The following is a 25,598-nucleotide window of genomic DNA, read 5'->3' as shown; positions in this document are numbered from 1 at the left end:
TGTAAACTTTATGTTAAAAAAGTAACGAAAACTACACGTTATTGACAATTTAATCAACTCCCGTGAAATAATCGTAGTAAGGGCAAATCGCACCGACTTTAATCTTTTCTAGATCAAGGAGAGATGAAGCCGTTGTTTTATTCATCGATAAGCGCGATCGCGCCTATATATAAGTTTTGCTTAATTCAAACCCAAAATTACTTAACTGGCGCTGGAGTCTGGACATTAGGGACTTGAATCGCCAAGCAAGCTGTGCTGGTGATTAAGTTTCCTGGTTCAATCCCAATCCCAGGGGGCGATTTGTCTTGCGATGAAATTCTCTTTAATTTTAGTTTAATCCCTTATCTTTATGAGGAACAATGGAATGTCTGATTCATTATTAGCGGATGCTGGCACCCGATTGCAAGCGGCGATGAAACATGTCTCGATTTCCGAAGATGCGATCGCACGTTTAAAGCATCCCAAAATGAGCCTGAGTGTGTCCATCCCGGTTCGCATGGATGATGGCTCATTAACCATGGTACAAGGATATCGAGTTCGATATGATGACACCAGGGGACCCGGAAAAGGCGGTGTACGCTATCATCCCAACGTTACTCTGGATGAAGTTCAATCCCTCGCCTTTTGGATGACATTTAAATGTGCGGTACTAAATCTACCGTTTGGTGGTGCGAAGGGGGGAGTTACGGTTAATCCCAAAGGATTATCCAAACTGGAACTCGAACGCCTCAGTCGCGGCTACATTGACGCGATCGCCGATTTTATTGGACCGGATGTGGATATTCTCGCCCCTGATGTTTACACTAACGCGATGATTATGGGGTGGATGATGGATCAATATAGTATCATCCGGCGTCAAATTAGTCCCGCTGTCGTCACGGGTAAACCCATCACCATGGGGGGAAGTGTGGGGCGCGATGGCGCAACCGCGACGGGGGCTTATTTTGTGATTGAATCCATGGCACCTAAACTGGATCTAATTCCCCAATACACGACAATCGCGATTCAGGGATTTGGTAAAGCCGGGGCGGTATTGGCAGAATTGCTGGCGAAAGCGGGGTATAAAGTTGTTGCTATCAGTGATTCTCAAGGCGGCATTTATTCCAAAAAAGGCTTAGATATTCCCAGTATTCGCCAGTATAAAATGTCAAGTCAAAGTCTGCAAGCGGTTTACTGTCAAGACACCGTTTGTAATATTGTTGAACATGAACGGTTAACTAATGCCGAACTCTTAGCCTTAGATGTAGACATTCTGATTCCGGCGGCGTTGGAGAATCAAATTACCCAGGATAATGTTAACGATGTCCGCGCCCGCTATATCTTTGAAGTTGCCAATGGTCCGATTACTTCAGAGGCGGATAAAGTTTTAGACAGCAAAGGAATTCTCGTATTTCCCGATATTCTAGTCAATGCGGGAGGGGTGACAGTCAGCTATTTTGAATGGGTACAAAACCGCAGTGGACTCTATTGGAAAGTGGCAAAAGTGAATGAAAATTTGAAACAGAAAATGGTAGAAGAAAGCCAACATATCTGGTTAATTGCCAAAGAGTTAGCGGTTTCCCTGCGAACCGCCGCTTATGTTCATGCGTTGAATCGTTTAGGGGAAGCCCTTAATGCTAAAGGAACCCGAGACTACTATGTCAATGGTCGCATTCCTGGCATGAATTCCCGGTAATTCATTCACGCGATCGCGAAGGCAGTAGTAGGGGAGGGTTTTATAGCACTACGCACTAAGGTTAGGACATATCAAGAAAAATTCAAGTTGCTCAATCCCTTGTCAGGTAAGCTTTTTTCTTCACTATTGTCTATTGCCTATTGCCTATTGCAAGAAAGCCTAGCGCGTAGCGCTATACAAATAACGCTGTTAAACCTGAGGTACACAGACAGATACCCGACTTCTTGAAGAAATCGGGTATCTTGCTTAGGAAAATAGGCTTTCTTGCAACAGTTTTAACCCTCTGTTTATCATACTCCAGAGGCTGAATCCCCGTTAAAATTAAACGGTTAATTTTACATCAAGTTGTGATTCACATTCTTTAAAAACATAGTTGACCGCCGCAAATAGTTGATCCAAATCCTGAAGTAAGTAGCGATTATTATTTTGTGTAAATGATGTTTTTTCTAACTGACCAAATTCCCAATACTTACCATTAGAGACAATGCCAAAAACCGTAAATCCTAATTCATCGTTAAGTTTTTGCGCCGCCACCATCTCCGCAAGACACTGACCCCACCCCTCAGTAAACTTATCTTGTTTGGCTTCAACCAATAAAAAGTAAGGCTTGTCAAACACAATTTTTCCTAAAGGAGAACGTTTCGCCAAAATATACTCAGGAAATCCCGATAGGTTTTCATCGTAGATCAGTGAATGATGACCCCATAGAACAAACTTACTTCGATAGCATTTCCACACCTCTTTCAGAACCGGATAAATTAGATTCTCGCAAATTGAGAATTCTGAAGCATTAGGAACGCCATCTTGGAGTACAGTTTCTAAATCGTCTCGGAAATAGTCAGATATCCTAAACTCAACTTCACCCATGAAATTGGCTTCTGTGTAAGTAATTTGAAATTCTTGGAGAACTGAACTGATATCTTTATAACGACTGAAAGCCATCTTAACCTCCTGAAAAGAGATTCTCCTGTATTTATGGTAATCAGGAAAAGGTATTGAATAGGAACAAAAGCTTGCTGGATAAGGCATTTCCTCTACCGCTTCTAAAAACCTAGACAAACCTACCTATAAGTAATTCTGTCTTAGTATAAGTCCACGGTGTAACTTTTGGTCGATAACCGTTAACGCTTGCGCTTGGCTGATACCCGGCATTGTTGCTCGATATCAACCTTAACCAACGGCTCCCAGTTAGAGACACTATAGTTTGGAGAGAGGTTTTCCAGATCCCGACCAAAAGTAAGAAACCCGACACCCAGTAAGCTGTTCGGCATTTAAACCTTAATATCAATAATCATGAAATCCTTGTAGTGCGTTTAGCGAAGCCATGCCGCAGGCTTTGCATCTTGCTCGCTACTAATACCCAATTTAAATGCATGACAGCTTAGTACCCTCAAGTCTCTTGTCACCCCATCAAGTTTTCACCACCAGTACCGAAGAGCCAAGCTTAGAACCACTATAACCACCAAGCGACGAGCTTGTAACACCATTCGTTGTTAACTACCCCGTAAAATTACTGCTGGTTTTGGTAAAATCGGACGCTGGATGTTTCACTTCGTAAGCATTCAACTTATTATTCAGTTCTCGAATGCGGCGCGAGAGTAAGCGGATAATATTAATCGCAATTCCTGGCGTCTCATCAATGGCGTCATACAATTGCAATTGAGTCAGCATCAGACATTCGCAGGTTTCCAATGTCGTCACCGAAGCCGATCGCGGTTCAGCATCAAACAGTGACATCTCGCCAAAACAAGCACCTTGCCTCAGATATGCCAAGTCGCGATCGCCAATGTGAACCCGCACGGAACCGGACACCACAATATAAAGCGATCGCCCTTCTTCCCCTTGGGTAACAATCGTATGATCACTCGGAAATGATAGCTCATCCATAACTGAAGCAACGCGCACCAGAAAATCGTCCCGCAATTCCTGAAAAATGGGGACGCCCCTGACAAAAAGTAAACGCTCAACGCTGGTTAACATGGAGTTAGCGGGTAGCTGCTAGGGATTGGTGCTAAGTGTAGCTAAAGAAAGCTCTAGTTTACTCTATCCCACTTTGACTGATAATAGAGGAATTGAGAGACCATAAACACACCAATTCGCTTGATATCCCTGAAAATTCAGCCAATAACCCCTTGATAAACCTTTCCTAACGACTGCTCCATCAACTCACCAGACCAAATTCGTTACTCATCTGTTGAGCTACCGCCGCCACCAACCGATCGGAATCATGTTTAAGCATCGGTAGTAACTCAATACAAGAACGCGGCGATGCGGCTTTCAAATAGGTTAAAACCGCTTCTCGGACAAAACCCGTGGGATGACGCAGACAGACTAACGTTGCTGCTGGTGTCAAACTGATATGAGCCGCCCGTGCTAAATGGAAACAACAAGCCAGCGTCCAATCCGAGAGAAAATGACGAAACTCAATCAATCGTCGCACGCGATCGCTGGGATTCATCGGTTGATAAGACACCAGTTCTTGCAAACATTCCAGCTTTTCGCCAAAGGAACGGCGATCAAACAAGGCTAAAAAGGCTTGCTTTTGGGGGATATCTATGGTATTGTCCAGTATTTCCAATCCCATCGCAATATTGGAGCGAGACTCAGATTCCAGATTAAAGGATGCCGCTTGAATTGCACCAACGGGATAAAGAAACTTCATCAGTAAAAAACAATTCTCCAGCAAATCCTTTTGCTGATCATTTAACGCCCGTCGCAGCAAATCTGCCTCCTGTCCACTGATCAGTTCTGGCTTCAAATCCACCAGAGCGGCATAAATCTGACCCAAAAACAGCAGTTCCTGCTCAATTAACGTCTCAATCCCACTCCGTCCCAACTGATCTAGCACCACATCGATTCCTTGCTCATTGGGAATTTTCAATAAGCTGCGGAGAATATTACGACGGCTGATCCCCCAACTCGTCATTAGCTGTTGCACCAGATAGTTCAGGGTTTCGGGTGTGCCAATCTCCGCCAACGCCGTCCAAGCTTGTACCCGAACTAAATCCGGTTTATGGATATCTTCTGCCAACTCCAGCAGCAACGGAATCGCTTCATTCCCCAGACGCACCAACGCCATGCGAGCCGCTTCACGAGTCGATTTATAATAAAGTCCTCGTACTAGCGACGGGTAAGACTCTTCCAAATGAGTTGCCGCAATCACCTCTAATAAAGCGCAACGGACACGCAACGATTCATCTTTTAACAGATGAGGAATATGAACTCTCAAGGCTTGCAAATACTCTGCCTCTCCTAAAGCTCGCGTCCCCATAACTCGTTCTCGTTCTCGTTTTGAGATCACCATTCGCCGCAGGATCTCTGTCGCTTCCGCCTTCTCTTGCGAGGTTCCCCGACGTAAGATAATCGCGGCGGCTGTGGCTCGCACCATCGGATCAACGGTTCCGTGTAGATAAGGTTTAATCGTGTAAATATCCAATTCCGGTTGAGTCAGCCAAACATAGCGCAGCGCCAACGCCAACACTTCTGGGGGCGGTTTCTGCTCAATCAAGACTTGCACGTCCCGACAATAGGCGGGGTTGGGATACTCCAACATCGCCTCTAGACTCTGACACTGAAGCGCAATAGAAAGGCGAGGCAAAAGGGGAGCCAGTACCTCACCCACATTCGTGGGGTCAATCTGGGATAACAGTTGAATACAAGAGCGTTTATCCGCTTCCGTACCTGGTTGTTCCAAGGTTTCAATTACCGTTCGCTTGAACGCCTTTAAGTCAACATCAGAAAATCCCAAACGTCCTTGTTCAGCGCTATCAACCAGCAAGGTAACGTAAGTCGAGCGCATCGACCAAGCACTCAGCAACCAGATGAGGGAGAAAAACACAATGGCAAGAATAAACATACCACTCTGCCATTGTTGAATTTGGGTTTCTGGCTGTCCCGGAAATACGTGATGCAACAGCCAGATCCCAGCGAGCATACTAATGCCCGTAACACCCGTGGTTATGGGTTCTGCAATTCCCTGTACTCGGGTTTGCAGGCTACTGCGAATTCCTTCGGGTATCGGTTGAAACAAGAACGGTTCAATTCCGGCAATTAAGGTATAGCGCAGGAGTTCGTCAATAAACCGCAGGAAAATTAGACCGACGAATAATCCGGTCACGAATCCGGGAATGGTAATGACTGCACCGAATAGCTTAATCACCACATCCAGTAAACCACTCAATGTGATTAAGCCCATAATCGCTAAGGACGCAGGTAGCATCATCGCAGCGACAAAGACGCCCAGACGTTCCACGGCGCGACTGGATAGAAACCACTGAGAGGTGAGTTCAAATATGCCGACAATCCCACTGAATAACCCCAAAAACCCAGCAATATCTGAGGCTTCTAAATTTGCCTCTAATTGACCCAGATACTGGAACTCTACCAGCAGATACAGGGCTTCACCGAGAATAAAGAAGGCAAATAACGGAACAATATAGCGTTGTAGATGTCCGGTAGTGCGGCGAACCACAAATTCCTGGTCATCGTCTTCCCAGTCCCTTGTGGGTAAGTTAGGAAAGGCTTGCTGGTAGCGTTGGGTTAAATAAAACAAAGTGCCAGCGCCAACCATCATCATCAACGCCGCCACCACGAGAACGTTTTGAATTGTGCCGACAACCAACAGCAGCAGGGGTAAAGAAAAACCGGAGATAACATCAGCCACTAAGAGTCCTGATGACACAATCGGATAGGTGCGCTTAATTTCCCGAATATTGAATAATTGATTCGCGGCAACTTGAGAGTTGAGATCATTGAGAACTTCTACCGCATCCATCCACAATCGCAACAGAAAAACGGTTCCCAAGGCGATTAAACCATTTAAATAGCTAAAGCCTAAGGTCAACCGTAAGATCAACAAGGGTACGCCCGTTAAGAAAGCGACTGTGACCAAGACACCCCTCATCGGTACCCGTTCTTGTAGCCAAGAGTATAAAACCCCTAGTCCAGAAACCATCAGGGAACTGGCGATATAAATGACGGGTAACCACTTTGCACCATACTCGTCCAAGAACAGTGCTGTCGCACTATACTCAAACCAAAGCAGCCCAACTGAGGTAGCGGTGTAGAAGGCGAACATCAAAAAGGTGCGCTCGCCTTCTTCTGGACGAAGATTGACCAATTCTAGGATTCGCCGTACCCATTCATTTTGAATGCGAGTACGAGTTTGTAGTTTCATTTAGCAGTTTGTCCTTAGTCGTTAGTCCTAAGTCATTAGCTATAGTCCATAGCGGCTAACCCATGACTAATAACTAATGACCAATGAACCCAAGTCTTATTTTTTGGAAGAGAGTAGCATCATCATATTACGACCTTCCCGTTTGGGGGCTTGCTGCACTTCAGCAACGTCCTGTAAATCCGTTGCCATGCGCTTGAGCAAGTCTTCGGCTAAGTTAGCGTGCTGAATTTCTCGCCCCCGAAAGGTAATCGTGGCTTTAACTTTATCTCCTGATTTCAGAAAGCGCCTAGCTGCGTTGACACGCACCTGGTAGTCATGATCATCAATCTTATAGCGCATCTTGACTTCTTTGACGTCCGCCGTGTGTTGCTTCTTCCGGGCTTCGCGGGCTTTCTTCTCCTGTTCAAATTTGTATTTGCCGTAGTCCATGATGCGGCACACGGGCGGATCTGCCTTATCGCTAACCAAGACAAGATCCAATTCTTTTTCCTCAGCGATGCGTAAAGCCTCTTGAGGAGCAATGATTCCTAGCTGTGTGCCATCGGTATCAATCGCACGAATCTTAGGATAGCGGATTCTTTCGTTGATTTGGGGTAGATCGCGTTGGCGTCTTCTATCACTCACGGGTGTCTGCTTGAATTTCTAGTTGTTAAGGGTTGGATAAAAGTAAGCGGATTTTACTTGCCATTCTACTGACTCTGATCCAGTTTCTGTCCATCTTTTTAACGTAACTTCCAAATTGCCGGGGGATGGCAGAGAAACCCTCACCAGAGAGGGAATATTTGAGGCGTTTGTTAGTCCTGATTTTTCCTGGGTTATGGGGCATCTGCTGTAGAGAGTAACCTGAAGAAACCACTACAATAATAGGTAAGGAGTTGTAAACGTTTTTGAAGTTGAGGCATGGTGTGAATCCATCGGTATCGTGGCAGCAACGAGTCGGCAATCAACGAGACTGGGTTTGGCAAGGTTGGCAGACTCGTTACACCTATATTCGTCCACCGCAGTCTCACTCAACATTGACTCCTCCCGTTCTGCTGCTGCATGGATTTGGGACTTCCATCGGACATTGGCGTCATAACCTACCTGTACTGGGTCAGAACTACCCGGTTTATGCGCTAGATCTGTTGGGGTTTGGCAGTTCGCGCAAAGCTGGGACAACCTATACGATTGAGTTGTGGGTCAATCAAGTTTATGAATTCTGGCGAACCTTGATCCAACACCCCGTAGTCTTAGTAGGTAACTCCATCGGTTCACTGGTAGCTCTGAGCGCAGCCGCCACTCACCCGGAGATGGTTAAGGGACTCGCCTTGATTAATTTGCCAGATTTTTCCCTGCGAGAAGAGGCACTTCCGGGTTGGCTGAGACCTGTGGTATCAACAGTTGAGGGTCTAGTCGCGTCTCCTGTGGTTCTCCAAAGTCTTTTTTATCTGCTGCGACGCCCATCCATTGTCCAGAAATGGGCAGGACTTGCTTATGCAAACCCTAGGGCTATTGATGCAGAATTAGTGGACATTCTCACCCAGCCTGCTCGCGATCGCGGGGCGGCGGCTACATTTAGTGCGCTGTTTAAAGGGATGACCTCATCTAAATTTGGTCTTCCGGTCAAATCGGTTTTGCCGACTTTGGATAGTCCTATACTGTTAATTTGGGGGCGTCAAGACCGGATGATTCCTTCCCAGTTAGCCCAACAGTTTGCCGCTCTCAACCCGAGTATCAAGTTGATCGAGTTGGATAATGCGGGTCATTGTCCTCATGATGAATGTCCAGAACAGTTTAATCAGATGTTACTCGATTGGTTAGCTGGGATGGAGGACGTTTTGAGTATTCACGTTAAGTAGATATACAAAATCAAAGTTAACGGCTCTGATCGTCATTTGTCATTCGTCATTCGTCATTCGTCATTGGTTTGCTTCCCCAGCTCCCCCAGCTTCCCCAGCTCCCCCAGCTCCCCCAGCTTCCCCCGCTCCCCCAGCTTCCCCAGCTTCCCCCGCTTCCCCCCTTGCCCCTCTGGGTTAAGATCAAAACGGAATGAGAAAAGTCTCCCGCTTGCATTGAACTATGAACAGCGCTAATTATACAGATACCTTAGACTGGACACCCGAAGCTAAGGCGAAACTCAAAAAAATACCGTATTTTGTGCGTACTCAAGCTCGACAACGGATTGAGCATTTAGCTCGTGAGGCTGATTTGGATGTCGTTACCGTAGATATTGTTGAGCAAGCTAGGATTGAGTTTGGTCAATAGGAACTAACGTTTACAAGTGGACGCAAGGAGAACCGGTCATTCCCACAAGTTCATGACTTGTTGACAGAAGCGACACGTTAGAGTTGTCACCGTAAAGGTTAGGACAGACTTATTACAGATAAGCGATGGTGAAATCCCTCACTTGTTAGAGTCCGCTAACTGTGGGTATTGCATCGATGCTCTAGAAAGTTCCTAGATGTCTCAACTATTATATAGGCTTGTATTGCAGTTATTCTCATGCCATTGATAATCCTGGTTGTAGATGACAACCTAGGTACTCGTCTTTCTGTGAGCGATTACCTGGAAATGTCAGGCTATTCAGTTGTAACGGCAGAAGATGGTCAAGAGGCTCTGTCTCTGATTGACAAGTATCATCCTCACCTAATCGTCACCGATATCAATATGCCGAAATTGAATGGCTATGAACTTGTGCAACAAGTTCGGAAACGACCAGCTTTCCGCTTGTTACCTGTGGTTTTTTTAACGGAGCGCAGTAGTACTGAGGAGCGGATTAAGGGCTATCAGTTAGGATGTGACTTGTATTTGCCCAAACCCTTTGAAATGAAGGAATTGAGTGCTGTAATTCGGAATCTGCTGGAACGGTCTCAGATGATGCAAGCCGAATTACGATTTTCTTCCACTGATACAGGACCATCAACCCCATCGCCGGAGACGACGGAGGCGACGCCCAAATCCGAATCAACTCCTCGTGCGATCGCCTCCCCCACCTCCCCATCCAATGAACTCTATCTAACTCAGCGGGAACAACAGGTTTTAGAGTTACTGACCACAGGGTTATCCAATAGCGAAATTGGGAACAAGCTACACCTGAGTCCTCGGACAATTGAAAAATACGTCAGCAGTCTCCTGAGAAAAACAGAAACCAGCAACCGTGCCGAAATTGTGCGTTTTGCCCTAGAAAATCATTTAGTGGATTGACTAAATCGCTTGGTTGTGATAGAAAATTTCGTTGGCTGATTTATGATGGAAATCATCACGCAGTATGGGCGGAGTTGTTCATTTCTGTCAATCAGGTGACCACATTGCCAACTGATCTAAGGCACAATAGTAGTAAGGGCTAGCTGGAGTTGCTAGGGATCAATTTGAAAGAATTGACAATGAGTAACTCTAACGCTAAAATACCGAATTCACACTGCTTTAGACCATGCTTCAAGACACTCGAACCATACGCTACTATCAGCAACTTACAGATGCTCTAGTTTTTATGTGGAACCGGGGATATCGCTTTGACGAACTGCGGTTATACATTGATGGCTATCTTGATGCTCTTCGACATAGTAATGCTATAGAAGTTTATTTGATTCATCGCTTGGAGGAAGATGCTGTTCGTTATCTACGCGATCCCTCCAACTTTGAAGCTGTACCCTTACCAGAACCCGAAACCGATTACTATTAAAACTGGATGAGGTAATTAGGGCTTGCTGCACACCCCCCAAACCCTTAGCTGTCAAGGCTTTGAGTGGCATTGACATTTGCTCCTGTTCAAGGAAAAAGGGTTAAACCCTTTTATATCCTTGCACCGCTACCAGGGAAAATGTACCATGGCTCCCCCTGCTCCCCCTGCTTCCCCTGTTCCCTATCCCCACCACCAAACTTATTCAGCAGACCCTACTCCTACATTTGGATGTACGCTCAACCCTGAAAAACTACATAGATCGAAAAAGCCTGCTTAAGCAGGCTTTTTGGTTAATTTTGCGCTTTTTAGCTTAGAACAGGGAAGATGTCAAGATGCCAATGCCACTTCGACCATCTGCTGTAATTCGCCGTTCTGATAAAGCTCGATCATCACATCTGAACCACCAATGAATTCGCCGTTGACGTAAACTTGGGGAATTGTGGGCCAATTGGAATATTCCTTAATACCTTGACGCAGTTCCGGATCATCAAGAATATTCACGGTTGCGTAGGAAACACCCAAGGTATTCAGGATTTGGACGACATTGTTGGAAAAACCACATTGGGGCATCAGTTTGGTGCCTTTCATAAACACCACAATTTTGTCCTGGTTGATGAGCTGGTCAATCCGTTCTTTAACTGCTGGCGTCATAGCTTTGCTGAAATGTCTTTTGTAGTTTTGTATGGGTCTAGTGTAGCGAGAGTTTATACAGCCTGACGGGTAGCTTGCCACGATTCAGGGGTATAGGTTTTCAGCGCTAGGGCGTGAATGGCTTCGCTTGCCATTGCTTGCTGGAGAGCGCCATAAACAAGCTGGTGCTGTTTTACCAAGCTTTTGCCTTCAAACTGGGAGGACACAACAATCGCTTGCAGATGATCTCCGCCGCCGGTTAAGTCTTGCACCTGTACCTGAGCATCAGGAAGTTCTGCTTTGATCATTGCCTCTACTTGCTCTGGACTAATCATACCCACTCCATTTTTCTTCAACGTTCTACATATTAATTTAACGTTCTGGAGTCACGGATGAAGTTGGTTCGCTATTACCAGAGGGGGGGAAGGGAGAACCGACGAATCCCAATTCAAAAAGCTGCTGGTAAGCTTTTTTGCCCAAATCACGGGTGGGATTCTGAGAACGAATGATCTGAATCAGTAAGGGAACCGCTAATTCCGGTTGATCTTGGGCGCGATGTACCAACGCCAATTGATAGGTGGCTTCATCCCGCATTTCTGCCGTTTGCAGCGCGTTTTGCCGATGTTCATTGAAAATCCGGTTATCAATTCCCGAAAAACTTTCAGCCAACTGCTGATAGAAATTAGACAATTGGTTGAAAACTTGACGCGCCTGCTGAAGTTTTTGAGAGGCTAACGTATAGTCTTGAGCTTCAATGGCTTGATTTGCCTCTACCATTAACCGCTGTCCCCCCTGTAAACTCAGCAGACTATCTTCCTGAGTTAAGGGGCGTAGCTCAGTAGAATCATCTGGTTCAAGCTGCATTTGGCTGACCTCTTCTGGAAGCGCAGCCACTTGAGTTTGAGCGTGGGCGGGGGATAAGAGCGCCACACTCGTTGTGAAGGGAAAGGCAACAAGGCAGGTAAAGCCAAGGCTATGAATCGTTCCAGAAGAGATCATGTAAAAAATAGGGATAGTATTTTAACAAACACAGAACCTGTCGGGTATCTTACCATCGACAGATGCGGCAAGGGGAGTCAGATGACGATCGCTAAACTTGAGGGCAAGGAATTTGTCGCCCATCACTAACCATCAGCGATGACCCGGTTCCAAGGCAGTTCTACTGTCTAAACCAGCTAGACTGAAACAATACCCGGAAGGTTTCTTAGAAATCCGGAGTAATAGGATAAAGAAAAATAGTCATAATTAATGATCTTGTACGATTGACGAGTAATCCATTCTAAACCATGATCCCGCATCCTGATTCTGTACCAGAAGATTCTCCTCAAACCACACCGATTCCCGAAGACAGTATCGGTCTGCTCTTGCAACGGGGCGGTGAAGAACTAGGATTACTCAAGGTGCGCGATCGCTTCACCCTTTGCTCCCCTGAAATCTCCGTCGAGCAGCTTGAACAAGCCCTGAGTATCCACCACCAGCGCCAAATTCCCCGCACTCAGCTTGTTGAATTTACGGTTGATGCCGAACACCGGGATGAGATAATGCAAGCGGCACGCGATCGCGAAGATGTTGCCTTTGCTAGTCATGTATACCAGCTTAAGGACAATCCGGCGACCTTCATTTATCTGGGCGATCAACTAACGATTCAATTTCACCCCGACACCGATGACGCCACCATCTCAGCCATTGAGACGGAATTTGGCTTAGAATCGGTGCGATCGCTTATTGGTATTCCCAACACCTTTGTCTTTCAACTCACCCCCAATTGCCCAGAGAATCCGCTGAAAATAGCCAATCGACTGATCACACGCCCCGAAGTCTTAACCGCAGAACCCCAGATCATTGTCCCCAAACTGCCAAGCTACCATCCCCAAGACCCCTTATACCCTCAACAGTGGTATCTAAATCATAGCGGCGGTACAAATTTAGCCTCCAATTCTCATATCGACATCGAAAAAGCCTGGGATATCACCCGAGGCGATCGCTCCATTGTCGTGGCAGTAGCCGATGATGCCATTGATGTCAACCACCCCGATTTTCAAGGCACCGGAAAAATTGTCGCCCCCAAAGACTTTAAAGACAAAGACTTTATTCCTCTACCCAGTGGTTCTGGTGAAAGTCATGGCACCGCTTGTGCGGGGATTGCGGTGGCTGAAGAAAATGGTCAGGGTATTGTCGGTGTCGCACCCGGATGTGCGCTGATGCCCATTCGCACCAGCGGGTTTCTGGATGACACGAGTATTGAAGAATTATTTGACTGGGCAATTGAAAATGACGCCAGTGTTGTTTCTTGTAGCTGGGGTGCGGCAACCGTTTACTTCCCCCTCTCCCTACGGCAACGGGCTGCCCTAACCCGGGCGGCGACTGAAGGACGCGGCGGGAAAGGCTGTGTGATTGTCTTTGCCGCCGGAAATGCCAATCGCCCAATCCATGGCACTATCTTTGAGCGCGGTTGGACGAATGAGTTACTGCGTGGACCAACCAATTGGCTCAGTGGTTTCGCCGTACATCCCGATGTGATTGCGGTTTCGGCTTGCACCAGCCTAAGCAAAAAAGCGGCATACAGTAACTGGGGTACGAATATCTCCGTTTGCGCTCCCAGCAACAATGCTCCGCCAGGAATGTGGTTTGAAAAAACAGGTTTTATTAGCACGGCTCCCCAAGTGAATGCCCCCACGCCGGGTAATGGTGTCTTTACCACTGACTTACTCGGCGTGGCTGGGTATGAAGTCGGTGACTTTGTCGGGAGTTTTGGTGGCACATCGAGCGCCTGTCCCGTTGTCGCAGGTGTTGCGGCGCTGGTTCTCTCAGCGAATCCTGATCTCACCGCTGCACAAGTCAAACGCATCCTACAAGATACAGCCGACAAAATTGTAGACCGTGATGCGGATTCCCAGCTCGGTATGCGATTGGGAACTTATGATACGAATGGGTATTCCCAGTGGTTTGGTTATGGTAAGGTCAGTGCTTTTAAAGCGGTACAAGCTGCCCAAAAGCAACGAGTTCAAACCGCTCAGGTTGCCCAAGTCTTAAAACGACGCAATGATAACAATCTAGCTATTCCTGATAATAATTCCCGTGGTGTGACTAGCACGCTTCAAATTACTGAATCTGGCTTAGTGCAAGATATTCAGGTGACGGTGGACATTGAACATGACTTTTTGGGAGATTTAGAAGTGGAGTTGACGTCACCCAAGGATCAGACTGTACTGTTACAAAGTCGTACATTGGGTGTCAATACTCAACTTCAATACACCTATTCGATAGACAATACCCCTGCGCTCAAGTCGTTGCTGAATCAGGATAGTTTTGGTCATTGGCAGTTGAGGGTCATCGATTATGTGCCGACGGATACAGGGAGACTTAAAAGTTGGAAGTTAGTTATCGGAATTTGAATTTGTCATTTGTCATTCGTCCTTTGTCCTTTGTGATTTATTAATCAGTAATCAGTTATCCAAGGAAAGATGGTGTAGTTTGCGCTACCGCTTTTTAAGCAGTTTATGGCGTAAGATTCAATAACTGAATTGGTATTTTTGGCATCAGGGAATAGAAAGGTATCTACGTGAATAGCGTTATTTTTGCTACGGTGATGTGGCTACTCAGCCGAATGGTTATCGCGATCGCCATGTTGGTGATTGCGCCCTTATTACCTGCCCCACCTGGAGGCATTCAAGCTACAGTCAGTTGGGATGTCTTTTTGGCGTGGGATAGTTATTTCTACGAGACAATTGCTATCTCAGGTTACGAGTATGCTAATGATGGTCAGGGACATAATGTGGCATTCTTTCCCTTGTTTCCCTTACTTGTTCGGGCGCTAATGAGTGGGGGATTACCCTTTAACGTAGCGGGGACTGTTGTCAATAATCTGGCATTTTTGGGGGCGCTCATTGTTCTCTATGCTTGGGTGCAAGAGAGTCATGGACAGAAGGTTGCTCGCTGGACAACAGCGGTTTTAGCCTGGTGTCCTTTTTCTCTATTTGGCACGGTAATTTATACGGAGGGGTTATTTCTGTTGTTGAGTACAGCCGCTTTGCGAGCTTATGATCGGCAACATTATGGTTGGTCAGGGTTATGGGGAGGATTAGCCAGTGCAACACGATTACCTGGAATTGCCCTATCTGGAGCATTTTGGCTGGTGGCTTGGCGAGAGAAAAGATCTGCGATCGCCTATTTTCCTAGTTTAGCCACTGCCGGGGGATTGGGACTCTATAGCCTCTACTGCGGGATTCGTTTTGGGGACATGCTTGCCTTTTTAAGAGTGCAACAAGCATGGCAACCTGAACAAGCGTTTTACGGACAGGGCTGGTTGAAGATGCTGGTGCAAATTTCCGCCGGAACCGCCAACTGGAATCAGGGTTGGCTTCATGATCCGTGGCATCCCTTGAGTTTTGTCACAATTTGTGCATTAGGTTATTTATTATGGCGATCGCGTAGTCCTGGGGAGAACTCACAGAGTCATGCCGAAGACTGTATTCCGCACTACACCCGACACCCGACACCCCACATCCGACACTCCGCCTTACACTCTCTTCAACCCTCCTGGCGATTGCACCTAAAACGGCTGTGTGTGGATAAAGGGTATGGCTTTTACCTTCTGGGAATTCTCCTGTGGCTTTTAGCTGGAGATCCGCTAATTAATATGATTATGGTTTGGGGCGGTGGCTATTTACTCGTGCGACAGCGAAAACCACTCAGACCTGTTGCCGTCACCTATGGCTTTTGCAGTTTAGCCGTGATTTTAAGCCCAGGTCGCACCATTTCGGCTGAACGCCATGCTTATGGTATTGTATCGCTTGCGATCGCCCTAGGTCTGCTGCTGGCGCGTTATCCGCGATGGGGATGGGCAACTCTCGTTTTTTTCACTCTCGTGTTGGTCAGTTTCGCCATTCGATTTTCCCAGCATCTCTGGGTGGCTTAGATTTTAGATTAAGTAAAATCTCAGCAGAGTAGCGGATAAATGGTGTTATTATAATCAGCGAGGTTTATGTTCGGCTGTATCGTTTGTTTTGATTGACGGACAGGCATGTCTCCGAATCATAAGTCTCTACATCCCTTGATTTTGGAGATACTCTATGTCCATTTACATTGGCAACCTGTCCTACGATGCTACAGAAGAAGATGTTAGCAGCATTTTTGCTGAATACGGGACGGTGAAGCGGGTTCAGTTACCCACGGATCGGGAAACAGGTCGGATGCGGGGCTTTGGTTTTGTGGAAATGGAATCAGAAGCTGAAGAATCTGCCGCGATTGATGCTCTAGACGGCGCTGAATGGATGGGTCGGGATTTGAAAGTGAATAAAGCTAAACCTCGTGAACCTCGGGGTCAAGGCGGGGGACGTCGCGGCGGCGGCAACCGGGATGGATTCTCTCGACGGTACTAAACCAGAATAATGCAGGTGCAATCAGCTAATTTATGGTGGTGTTTCTCAATGTCTCCTAGACGCTGGACTATCGAGTCAACAACCCGTCGCTCAGTTTAAGGGTTGTAGCGAGGGCTTAAAAAAGTCTGTGTTGACCGGGCTAGGTTTTGCTAGCAGCCTTTATCGAGAAGTAGAGACGCGCCACGGCGCGTCTGTATGTATCTGGGAATGCGCTGGAATTGACCAGTTGAGAGGTATAGCAACCGCCACAACGGTTAGGACGCTAAACATGCATCGACACAATAAGCGGCATTCATCTGATGTCCTAATGACTCTGGCGACTGCTATAGTTCCAATCGGCGGAATGCGTTCCTCTTCTACTGTTCATATTAAATTCTACGTTCATATTGAAGATTGGAGTAGGAGTTTAGTGAAATCAGTTGTTTGTGCTAGTTTCACTTGATTAGACATTTCTGCTAGATATTGTCAGGCGTTGAGCAATTCACTCAAGCTAAGGAGAAAATAAAATGGCACAGGTGACTGTCGGTGAACATGAAGGGATCGAGTCAGCCCTCCGCCGATTTAAACAAGCTGTCTCCAAGGCGGGAATTTTTCCCGATATGAAGAAACATCGCCACTTTGAAACGCCGATTCAAAAACGTAAACGTAAAGCCATTGCTCGGCATAAGCAACTGCGGCGGCTTTCTCGCTATCGCAAAAAACGGTTTTAATCTTGTGCAGGAATTATGACTCCTGAAGCTATACGCACGGTTTCTCAGCTAAGGCAAGAGTTTTATGATCAATTTGCCGCAAAAATGAACGTACCAGTGAAGATTACAACCCGCAATCCATCAACGGGTAATCTGCCAATGGCATCTTGGATTGATGAGCGGCAACGTATGAATTATCTGTGTGTTTATGTTCACACAGCCCCTGATAAATTACTCCCGGAACGACCCTTTATTTTGCGCGTGTCTGTTAATAAAGGGGCGGGTATCGTTAAATCGAGGCTGTGGGGACGAGATTGTCAGGGAATTAATCAAAGCTGGCACTTTGACCTAACCTTAGTACCTGAGGAAATTTTGGACTTTTGTAATTGGATCATTAGCTTAATTAAATCTCATCGGCAAGATTGTGTTATGCTTGTCCCTGAACCTCCTCATCCATTTGATTTAAAACTATCTAATAGTCAAATCCTCGTTAATGAGGCTTGGACTCAGAAAGCTCGGCAGGAAATTAGAGTAGGTCATTAAAGGGAACGGGAAAAGGGCACCAGGGAACAGTGCAAGTAGGGCTTTGGGTTTTAATTTGTGGATAAAAATAAGCTAAAAATAAAGTGATGCAGGAGAGGATCAGTTGGACAAGGAGCATCTATCCGCTGAAGCAAAGGCAATACGCGATCGCTTGTTTGGATGGGATAGTCCCACTCAAGCGCAACTCGAAGAAATTGCCACCGTTGAATACCTGTGGGGACGGCTGCTAGATACTATATTGGAAAGTTGTCCAGATAACCGAGAACGTGATCAGGCAATTGTCCACCTAGAGAGTGTGCGGGAATGGATGCGAAAGTCAATTATTCGGGGAGAGGACAGGAAGTAGGTGGAGAAATTCAAGTTAATGGCGAGGAGCGTCATACTTAAGGGAGCTTGATCTGAGGGTATTCATGGATGAAGCAACGCTGATAGGATAAAAAAGTTACCAAACTGCAACGATGTAGCCATTGGCGTTTATCGAGTCAACACAGGTTATCTTCTATGCCAACAACGACTGACTTTCTCACCTATACCCAATGGATAGGCATTCTCACCCTAGTTTGCGGAGTTTTTAGCCTCTTAGGTTTTATCTTTAAATGGGGCATCCGATTTCGGCTGGTGGGAATTACGGGCTTTATGGGGGTGCTGACAGGCGGCTTATTTGCGCTAAGTATAGTCCCGTTTAGCCGTACAGTGATTCCTGGTGCAGCCCGCTTTACCTTAGTCTACGACAACGGAGGCAACCAAGCCGTTATCGCTTTGCCCACAACAATCAACGAATCTCAACTGGAAGCCAGTTTGCGCCAAGCCGCCAGCGACTTGTATTCTTATGGGCGTTTGGGTGGAGAAAATAACCAACTGACAATTCGCGCCCGTACCGTTATCCACCCCGAACCCGGTGTATCTAAACCCCTAGTTTTAGGCAAAATCAGCCGATCGCTGGCTAAGCGCGATGATGAACAGATGACGATCGATATCTATACAGAACGCTTGGCTCAATTACCAGACACCTCCACCTGACGTTTCAGGGGAAGTCGTGAAACCAAGTGCGTAGGGGAGATAGGGGAGATGAGGTAAGATGAAAATTCAATTGGCTGAAACCTCTGCTAAAAACTGATGACTAACCTTGCTCCTCCCTCATTGCTGTCGCTCACAGTTGCCCCAGCGCGGGTGTTGCGCGGTGTCCAAGCATTAGCGCAATCTGGAGAGGCGATCGCGTCTTTGGGTCATCGTCCGTTAATTGTTGGCGGGAATCATACCTTGGCGACGTTATCACCGCAGCTAGAACCGATCTTGAAACAGTCGGTGTTAACTTGTGCTAAGGCATCTTATCGTCCGGATTGTAGTGAAGTCTCCCTCGCATCCCTCAAAGAAGCAGCAACCTGCCATCAAGCCGACTTAATTATTGGTGTGGGAGGTGGCAAAGCCTTAGACACCGCTAAACTCCTAGCTCATCAATGTCACCTTCCGGTTGTGACAATTCCCACCTCTGCCGCTACCTGTGCTGCTTGGACAGCATTGTCCAATATTTACTCAAATGAAGGGGCTTTCCTGTATGATGTGAGTCTGAATCGCTGCCCAGATTTACTAATCCTGGATTACAGCTTAATTGAAACTGCCCCCCAACGTACCTTAGTCGCCGGAATTGGAGACGCCTTAGCGAAATGGTATGAGGCATCCGTGAGTAGTGGGGATTCTGCTCAAACCTTAATTATTGGGGCGGTGCAACAGGCGAGGGTGTTACGGGATATCCTGTTTCAAAAGTCAGCAGACGCCCTAAAAACGCCAGGGAGCGAGGTTTGGCGAGAGGTAGTTGATGCTTCAGTTTTGTTAGCGGGTGTGATTGGTGGTTTAGGTGGGGCGCAGTGTCGTACTGTGGCGGCTCATGCGGTGCATAATGGTTTAACTCATCTTCCTGGTTCTCACAGTGCTTTACATGGGGAGAAAGTCGCTTATGGGATTCTGGTGCAATTGCGCTTAGAAGAAATGGTACAGGGGAATCAACTTGCCGCATCTGCACGACAACAGTTATTGAAGTTTTATCGCGAAATCGGTTTACCCCAAACCCTTGATGATTTGGGGTTAGGAAATATCACCTTGGCACAGTTGCGCCAGGGGGCAGATATTGCTTGTCAGCCGCAGTCGGATATCCACAGATTACCGTTTGATGTGACACCTGAACAGCTCATGGCGGCGATGGTTTCGACAACAACACCTGTAGAAAAAAATTGCAGTCCCGTTTTATCGGCGGCGATGAATGAAAAATACGAATAACTGATATCTTGTATCGTTGTCAGTAAGCCCCAACACCCGCCAAGAACTCAAGTTCTTGGCTAAAAGCTTAAGTCGTCTTTAGACGACTCCAACTCTTACCCCTTCAGGTTCTAATCACTTAAACAACACCAAAACCTGTATATTCCCGCACAAAAGCAGGTTTCAACCCTAAAACGATATCCTCCCTAGCTACACCCCGTTTCAACAACTCCTCAGCCACCGAGAAATCAGTTGTATTTTGTTGAATCCAAACCTTTCCTTCCCTCACCTCTAGATGAATAACCACAGAATAGATTCTTTGCTGACCATTCCACCCTAAATGTAATAACAAATAACGTTCCGCTTCATGGTCAAAAACTGTTTCCGTTTCAATAGTTCCATTCACCGGAACAATCTCCCCTTGTTCTTTTAATAAACTACAAATAACCTGACGATATCGTTCTAACTTATCCATTGAGTAATCACCTCCTCCTCTGGGTCATACACAATCAACTTTAGCCCATATTGACGAATAATTGCCTTGGGTAACTCTCTTTGAAAGAAAGAATCATAAGCATAAACCGGAACAGCTAGAAATAGGATGCGCTGAGGTTCATTCTTCTCTAAGACTAAACGATAATTGAGGAACTGCCCCAACGCCGTATGAAAATCAACAATAGCAGAATCATTGAGAAAACTTTTGATTTCTACTGCAATTTTCTCTCCATCCTTTTGCGCCCCCAAGACCCGTTCTGCTGCTAAATCAATCTGTACTTGGTCATACTCACCAAACTTCAGATTTAACGGGTCATGGGTAATTACCCATTGTTCTTTAATTAACCCCTGCTTGACTGCCTCATGGAATTTGTCTCTAGCTGCCATAATTCCATCAACTTGTGATTAAAATAATTATAAGCACAGATGATGAAAACATGGTCAGTCAAACCAACGAAAAAGCCCTCGAAGACCTCATCGAAAACCACCTGCTGAACCATGGCGGCTACCATTCCGGCAACTCCAAAGACTTCGACACCGAATCAAGCTAGTCAAACTCGCCCGCCATGTCGCCACCAATCCCAACTAAGCTGTTCGGCATTTAAACCTTAATGTCAATAATGGCGAAAGCCTTGTAGTGCGTTTAGCGAAGCCATGCCGCAGGCTTTGCATCTTGCTCGCTACTAATATCCAATTTAAATGCATGACAGCTTATCAAACCCAAGTTGTGAATAATCCTGATACCCAAAATAGACGTTTAGCTATCTCAAAACTGATCAAACAAGCCATCAACCAAGAACGCCGTAACGAACTAACCCTATACAGAAATTATGCCTCTGATACTGATTTCCAACGCGCTTTAGAAACCAGTATTATCCGTATCCTCGAAGCCGACAGAAACAACCCAGCTAAATAATGGTAGGAAAGGCACGGCAATGCCGTGCCCCTACGGTTTCTTTGTGCACCTTGGATTGTTGTCCAACCCTTGATTGTTAAATTGTGTATTCCCTGTTGCCTGTTACCTGTTGCCTTTGAGAAATCTAGGTATCCCCATCTGAATATAGCAACAGCTTATACAGCAAGCCCTCATAAACCCGGATTTAGCCCTTGAGGGCAAAAATTCTGGGAGCTTAAGCGATTTTCCGATAATGCCGATATAATTTTCTAGTTTAGGAACGCTGAATTTTTAAATGAACTTAAATTGGATTACCCCAGCAAAGCGCCTGAGTGCCTTGCCCCCCTATGTGTTTGCTCGTTTGGATGAACTCAAAGCCCGTGCTCGTGAGCAAGGGTTGGATTTAATTGATTTAGGGATGGGGAATCCTGACGGTTCAGCACCTGCACCGGTGATTGAAGCAGCGATCAAAGCCCTGAATCATCCGAGTAACCATGGCTATCCCCCGTTTGAAGGGACGGCAAATTTTCGCCATGGGATTACCAGTTGGTATCACCGCCGCTACAAGGTTACTCTCGATCCTGATAGCGAAGCCCTACCCCTCTTGGGTTCTAAGGAAGGATTGACTCACCTCGCCCTAGCTTATGTCAATCCTGGGGATTTGGTCTTAGTACCAAGTCCGGCGTATCCAGCCCATTTCCGAGGTCCCTTGATTGCTGGAGCCGAAATTCACAGCATGATCCTTAAGCCGGAAAATGATTGGCTGATTGATTTAGCCGCTATTCCTGAGGAGGTGGCGCAACGGGCAAAGATTCTATATTTTAACTATCCGAATAATCCAACAACAGCGACGGCTCCCCGTGAGTTTTTTGAGGAAATTGTGGCTTTTGCCCGTCGTTACTCAATTCTGTTGGTGCATGATTTATGTTACGCCGAACTCGCATTTGATGGTTATCAACCGACGAGTTTACTAGAAATTCCGGGTGCGAAGGAGATTGGCGTAGAATTTCATACCTTATCAAAAACCTATAATATGGCAGGTTGGCGGGTTGGATTTGTTGTCGGAAATCGCCATATTATTCAAGGATTGCGGACGTTAAAAACGAATTTAGATTACGGGATTTTTGCCGTCTTACAAACCGCCGCAGAAACGGCATTGGATTTACCGGATAGTTATGTGCATCAGGTGCAAGAACGGTACTGTCGCCGCCGAGATTTTTTGATTCAAGGGTTAGCTGAATTGGGGTGGCAGATTCCTAAGTCAAAGGCGACGATGTATTTATGGGTTCCTTGTCCACCCGGTCAAAATTCAACGGATTTCGCTCTGGATGTCTTGCAGCAAACCGGTGTGGTGGTGACGCCGGGAAACGCCTTTGGTGTCGGCGGTGAAGGCTATGTACGGGTAAGCTTGATTGCGGAGTGCGATCGCTTGGCTGAGGTGTTGCGGCGTCTAAAGCAAGCGGGGATTCGCTATCAACCTGAACCTGTAGCCTCTGGAGGGGGGTAGGGAAGATGGGGGTGATGGGGGTGATGCTGGCGATCGCACAACGGTGAACAAATCCTACCATCGTGATCACAGTGCTGATCAAAGTGCGATCGCGCCTTTATGTTCGTAGTTGCTGCTGTCCATAGGTCAGGGCGAGAATGGACAGCCTCTGATAAGTGTCAATTTTTGTTACAAAATTGGTCTGTTGTATTTGTCAAATCAACCGATTTGTGAAACTATGTCGTTACATCAACAACTGAAATTAACAACATCCTCCTTAGGCATGATGTGTGTGACTCGGCTTAGTAGCACAAAATCTAATTTTGTGCAAGAGACAAAAAATTTATGGCTCAGTTGGTCGTAGAGTGTTCCCCAGAGGTTATGTTCCCTTATGTCTAGAGGTGAACCTTTGGGGTGGACAGATCAGGGTAATGCACTGGCATTCGGTAAGCTTTCATGCATTTAACTAACAAGTTGATGTTTTGCTTGTTTTTGGTTGGATGTACGTTCTTCCTATTAGTGATGCCGGTAAATTTAGAGCATCAGCTTATATTGATTGGGAAATCCAGTTGTACTAAAACCCCTGTATTAAACAGTGTTTCCGGAGAGGTTGAACCCTCTTGTAACCGAGAAAATTGAGTTTCTAAAACTAGACAAACATGCCACAACATCACGGGATGAGCCCGTTTCAACAACTCCTGGAAGCCTCAGCCCAAAAAGGTACACATCAAGGATTCTTTGGCAGACTATTACCGAAAGGCAAAGTTGTCGAACGTAAAGATATCGAAGACGCCTTACTCAAACTGGCTAATAGCATGGACGAAGGAGACAATGAAGATCCATCAGGGGATAGTGATATTCCCGATGGCTACGTCTTCTTGGGTCAATTTATCGACCATGACATCACCTTTGATACTACCTCCGGTCTTAACAAAGTCTTTGGTGATGTCGAGTCAATCCCGAATATCCGTACCCCAATATTTGACTTAGATTCTGTCTATGGTGATGGACCGGAAGCCATTCCCTTTCTCTATCAACGTAAACACAAAGACTTCTTTCTGATTGGCAGTGAAAACAATCCCGATAATGATCTGCCGCGTAACCGTGAAGGACGGGCATTAATCCCTGAATCCCGCAATGATGAAAACGGCATCATCTCTCAGTTGCAGTTGCTGTTCATGAAATTCCACAACGCGGTGTTGGAAGGAATCGAAAATGAAGATATCGAAATCTTTGAACCTGTCCAACATAAAGATGTGGAATTCGAGAAAGCCAAGCGAGCAGTGCAACGGCATTATCAATGGATTGTTCGCCATGATTTCTTGCCCCGAATCATTGTCAAAGAGGTTCTCGATCAGGCTGTACAGGATGTTTTAGACAGTGACAATTACAAGTCTGATCCAATCTGGTGTGATGCACCAACCATTCCTGTCGAATTTGCTGGCGCCGCCTATCGGTTTGGTCACACGTTGACTCGTTCCCACTACCACATTAATGCCAATCGTTTAAATGTAGACCTGTTCGAGAACTTTAAAGATAAACCCGGTAATGCCTTATCGGTGTTTAATGCCGTCGCTCCCGAAAATATAGTGGATTGGCGTTTCTTCTTTGAGGTGGATAGCTCGATTGAACCCCAGAAGGCGCGGAAGATTGATACCTGGATGGCGCACGAATTCTATGATCTACCCTTTGTACCCAAAGCGGCAAAAGATCGGGGTGAGAATTCTCTGGCATTTCGGAATTTGTTACGGGGAGCCGTGTCCTATAGCCTACCCAGTGGTGAAGAAGTCGCCAAGGCATTTGGGGTGAATCCGATTCCCCTGCACCAAAAGGTAAAAGACGCAGGACTAACGGAAACGCCCTTGTGGTTTTACTGTTTAGCCGAAGCGGAAGCTCATGGCGGCAAACTTGGACCAGTAGGGGGGCGGATTGTGGCGATGACATTGCTACGGATTATTAAGGAAGATCCCGAATCTTACGTGAATGCGCCCAAACCCTGGAAGCCTTATTTAGGTGAGGGGGATAACTTCACCATGGCGGACTTGGTTAAGTTTGTGCAGAAGCATGAACCGAAGAAAGAGGCGATCAAATTTGGCGAAGAGTTCTACCTGAAAAGCCAAGATGGGCGGTATCTAATCAGCGCCGATCACTCTGGTTATTACTTCCCCCGGCTGGACGCCAGTGGTCAGGTGAAGCTGAAACTGGGAAATGGCAATGGAGAACTAACCCATAACGCGATCGTGCAAATCCTATCAACTGAAACGGGATTGGCTCAAGGTAACATCTTGGGAGCTTTTCGCGATCGGCATAATTGCTACTACTGGTCTCTCTACAATCAGCAAATGCAAGGATGGCAGATTACTAAAGTCGATGGTGGTGATGCCAAGATTCGCTATGGGGATAAAGTCTATCTGACCAACCTCTACTGGACGAATCAACGATTGACGCGGGACACCAAATACCCTGGCTATTTTACGACCGTGGAAAATGCTCAAGAGTGGTGGGTCTTGGAAAAGGCAGAAGCAGCAACAGGAAGCGGAGGTGCTTATACCTAATTGAGGCAAATGTCAACTTAAAAACTTGAAAAAAATCTCGTTTAAACCTGATGACGGCTACAAAACAATCTACTTTATCGCTGTTTAGATTAGTCGTCATCATGAGTTGACTTTTTTGCCCAAAGGTAGCCAAAACATCCTATACTAACTAAATCTGAA

General features: G+C 46.3%; 26 protein-coding genes. 16 read left to right on the top strand and 10 right to left on the bottom strand.

Annotated features, from left to right (window positions below):
* Nucleotides 1-364 precede the first annotated feature (364 nt).
* A complete protein-coding gene (locus RID53_RS05595; RefSeq protein ID WP_446387178.1) occupies nt 365-1,675 on the top strand; it encodes a Glu/Leu/Phe/Val family dehydrogenase in 1,311 nt (436 codons plus the stop codon).
* A gap of 321 nt (nt 1,676-1,996) precedes the next feature.
* Here RID53_RS05595 and RID53_RS05590 read toward each other — a convergent pair whose 3' ends face one another.
* The 5 genes from RID53_RS05590 to infC all read right to left on the bottom strand — a co-directional run bounded on the left by RID53_RS05590 (nt 1,997) and on the right by infC (nt 7,475).
* Nucleotides 1,997-2,617 carry a hypothetical protein gene (locus RID53_RS05590; RefSeq protein ID WP_446387177.1) on the bottom strand — a complete coding sequence of 207 codons (621 nt, stop codon included), beginning with the start codon at nt 2,615-2,617 and terminating at the stop codon, nt 1,997-1,999.
* A 179-nt stretch (nt 2,618-2,796) separates the two neighbouring features.
* A complete protein-coding gene (locus tag RID53_RS05585) occupies nt 2,797-2,946 on the bottom strand; it encodes a hypothetical protein (protein WP_446387176.1) in 150 nt (49 codons plus the stop codon).
* Nucleotides 2,947-3,172: 226 nt separating this feature from the next.
* Entirely contained in the window at nt 3,173-3,655 is a 483-nt protein-coding gene (locus RID53_RS05580; RefSeq protein ID WP_446387175.1) for a Crp/Fnr family transcriptional regulator, read from the bottom strand.
* A gap of 181 nt (nt 3,656-3,836) precedes the next feature.
* Entirely contained in the window at nt 3,837-6,851 is a 3,015-nt protein-coding gene (locus RID53_RS05575; protein ID WP_446387174.1) for a HEAT repeat domain-containing protein, read from the bottom strand.
* Between the two features lie 96 nt (nt 6,852-6,947).
* The gene (gene infC, locus RID53_RS05570) at nt 6,948-7,475 is read right to left on the bottom strand and encodes a translation initiation factor IF-3 (protein ID WP_006098862.1); all 528 of its coding nucleotides are present in this window, start codon (nt 7,473-7,475) and stop codon (nt 6,948-6,950) included.
* 281 nt (nt 7,476-7,756) lie between these two features.
* Here infC and RID53_RS05565 point away from each other — a divergent pair, with 281 nt between their 5' ends.
* From RID53_RS05565 to RID53_RS05550, 4 genes are all read left to right on the top strand, one after another.
* Complete coding sequence (locus RID53_RS05565; protein WP_446387173.1) at nt 7,757-8,689, top strand: alpha/beta fold hydrolase; 933 nt, start codon at nt 7,757-7,759, stop codon at nt 8,687-8,689.
* Nucleotides 8,690-8,909: 220 nt separating this feature from the next.
* Nucleotides 8,910-9,095, top strand: a complete 186-nt coding sequence (locus RID53_RS05560; RefSeq protein WP_006099000.1) for a PCP reductase family protein — start codon at nt 8,910-8,912, stop codon at nt 9,093-9,095.
* Between the two features lie 237 nt (nt 9,096-9,332).
* Nucleotides 9,333-10,034, top strand: a complete 702-nt coding sequence (locus RID53_RS05555) for a response regulator transcription factor (protein WP_446387172.1) — start codon at nt 9,333-9,335, stop codon at nt 10,032-10,034.
* A gap of 226 nt (nt 10,035-10,260) precedes the next feature.
* On the top strand, nt 10,261-10,512 hold the full coding sequence (locus RID53_RS05550) for a DUF6761 family protein (RefSeq protein WP_446341458.1): 252 nt from the start codon (nt 10,261-10,263) through the stop codon (nt 10,510-10,512).
* Nucleotides 10,513-10,839: 327 nt separating this feature from the next.
* On the opposite strand, the gene grxD is transcribed toward RID53_RS05550, so the two are convergent.
* Genes grxD through RID53_RS05535 form a run of 3 tightly spaced genes read right to left on the bottom strand, consistent with a single transcriptional unit; the run spans nt 10,840 to nt 12,141 of the window.
* Nucleotides 10,840-11,163, bottom strand: a complete 324-nt coding sequence (grxD, locus tag RID53_RS05545) for a Grx4 family monothiol glutaredoxin (protein ID WP_446387171.1) — start codon at nt 11,161-11,163, stop codon at nt 10,840-10,842.
* 53 nt (nt 11,164-11,216) lie between these two features.
* Nucleotides 11,217-11,477 carry a BolA family protein gene (locus tag RID53_RS05540; RefSeq protein ID WP_446387205.1) on the bottom strand — a complete coding sequence of 87 codons (261 nt, stop codon included), beginning with the start codon at nt 11,475-11,477 and terminating at the stop codon, nt 11,217-11,219.
* A 37-nt stretch (nt 11,478-11,514) separates the two neighbouring features.
* Nucleotides 11,515-12,141, bottom strand: a complete 627-nt coding sequence (locus RID53_RS05535; RefSeq protein WP_446387170.1) for a hypothetical protein — start codon at nt 12,139-12,141, stop codon at nt 11,515-11,517.
* A gap of 287 nt (nt 12,142-12,428) precedes the next feature.
* On the opposite strand from RID53_RS05535, the gene RID53_RS05530 reads away from it, so the two are divergent.
* From RID53_RS05530 to RID53_RS05495, 8 genes are all read left to right on the top strand, one after another.
* On the top strand, nt 12,429-14,537 hold the full coding sequence (locus tag RID53_RS05530) for a S8 family serine peptidase (RefSeq protein ID WP_446387169.1): 2,109 nt from the start codon (nt 12,429-12,431) through the stop codon (nt 14,535-14,537).
* 167 nt (nt 14,538-14,704) lie between these two features.
* Entirely contained in the window at nt 14,705-16,060 is a 1,356-nt protein-coding gene (locus RID53_RS05525; protein ID WP_446387168.1) for a mannosyltransferase family protein, read from the top strand.
* Between the two features lie 154 nt (nt 16,061-16,214).
* Entirely contained in the window at nt 16,215-16,523 is a 309-nt protein-coding gene (locus RID53_RS05520) for an RNA recognition motif domain-containing protein (protein ID WP_446387167.1), read from the top strand.
* Between the two features lie 506 nt (nt 16,524-17,029).
* Nucleotides 17,030-17,233, top strand: a complete 204-nt coding sequence (gene rpsU / locus RID53_RS05515) for a 30S ribosomal protein S21 (RefSeq protein ID WP_006099092.1) — start codon at nt 17,030-17,032, stop codon at nt 17,231-17,233.
* Nucleotides 17,234-17,248: 15 nt separating this feature from the next.
* Complete coding sequence (locus tag RID53_RS05510; RefSeq protein ID WP_446387166.1) at nt 17,249-17,755, top strand: hypothetical protein; 507 nt, start codon at nt 17,249-17,251, stop codon at nt 17,753-17,755.
* Between the two features lie 103 nt (nt 17,756-17,858).
* A complete protein-coding gene (locus RID53_RS05505; RefSeq protein WP_006099123.1) occupies nt 17,859-18,101 on the top strand; it encodes a hypothetical protein in 243 nt (80 codons plus the stop codon).
* Between the two features lie 155 nt (nt 18,102-18,256).
* Nucleotides 18,257-18,775, top strand: a complete 519-nt coding sequence (locus RID53_RS05500) for a DUF2518 family protein (protein WP_446387165.1) — start codon at nt 18,257-18,259, stop codon at nt 18,773-18,775.
* A 96-nt stretch (nt 18,776-18,871) separates the two neighbouring features.
* Nucleotides 18,872-20,029 (top strand): iron-containing alcohol dehydrogenase, encoded by a 1,158-nt coding sequence (locus tag RID53_RS05495; RefSeq protein ID WP_446387164.1) that lies wholly within the window; start codon nt 18,872-18,874, stop codon nt 20,027-20,029.
* 118 nt (nt 20,030-20,147) lie between these two features.
* Here the strand turns inward: RID53_RS05495 and RID53_RS05490 are convergent, their stop codons facing one another.
* Together RID53_RS05490 and RID53_RS05485 are read right to left on the bottom strand one after the other, a co-directional pair.
* Complete coding sequence (locus tag RID53_RS05490; RefSeq protein WP_446387163.1) at nt 20,148-20,483, bottom strand: element excision factor XisI family protein; 336 nt, start codon at nt 20,481-20,483, stop codon at nt 20,148-20,150.
* Nucleotides 20,471-20,890: a XisH family protein gene (locus RID53_RS05485; RefSeq protein ID WP_446387162.1), complete on the bottom strand. Its 420-nt coding sequence runs from the start codon at nt 20,888-20,890 to the stop codon at nt 20,471-20,473. Before RID53_RS05485 ends, RID53_RS05490 begins: the two co-directional genes overlap by 13 nt.
* Nucleotides 20,891-21,206: 316 nt before the next feature.
* Between RID53_RS05485 and RID53_RS05480 the strand changes: the two genes are divergently transcribed.
* The 3 genes from RID53_RS05480 (at nt 21,207) to RID53_RS05470 (ending at nt 25,439) form a co-directional block, all read left to right on the top strand.
* Nucleotides 21,207-21,419, top strand: coding sequence for a hypothetical protein (locus RID53_RS05480; RefSeq protein ID WP_446387161.1), 213 nt, complete (start codon nt 21,207-21,209; stop codon nt 21,417-21,419).
* 274 nt (nt 21,420-21,693) lie between these two features.
* Nucleotides 21,694-22,905 carry an aspartate aminotransferase gene (locus RID53_RS05475; protein ID WP_446387160.1) on the top strand — a complete coding sequence of 404 codons (1,212 nt, stop codon included), beginning with the start codon at nt 21,694-21,696 and terminating at the stop codon, nt 22,903-22,905.
* A 656-nt stretch (nt 22,906-23,561) separates the two neighbouring features.
* A complete protein-coding gene (locus RID53_RS05470) occupies nt 23,562-25,439 on the top strand; it encodes a peroxidase family protein (protein WP_446387159.1) in 1,878 nt (625 codons plus the stop codon).
* The last annotated feature ends 159 nt before the right edge of the window (nt 25,440-25,598 follow it).

It is taken from the genome of Coleofasciculus sp. B1-GNL1-01, from assembly GCF_040220235.1.
In the GTDB taxonomy this organism is placed as follows: Bacteria; Cyanobacteriota; Cyanobacteriia; order Cyanobacteriales; family Coleofasciculaceae; genus Coleofasciculus.
The sequence above is the reverse complement of the archived record's forward strand: the minus strand, read 5'-3'. Positions and strand labels throughout refer to the sequence as shown.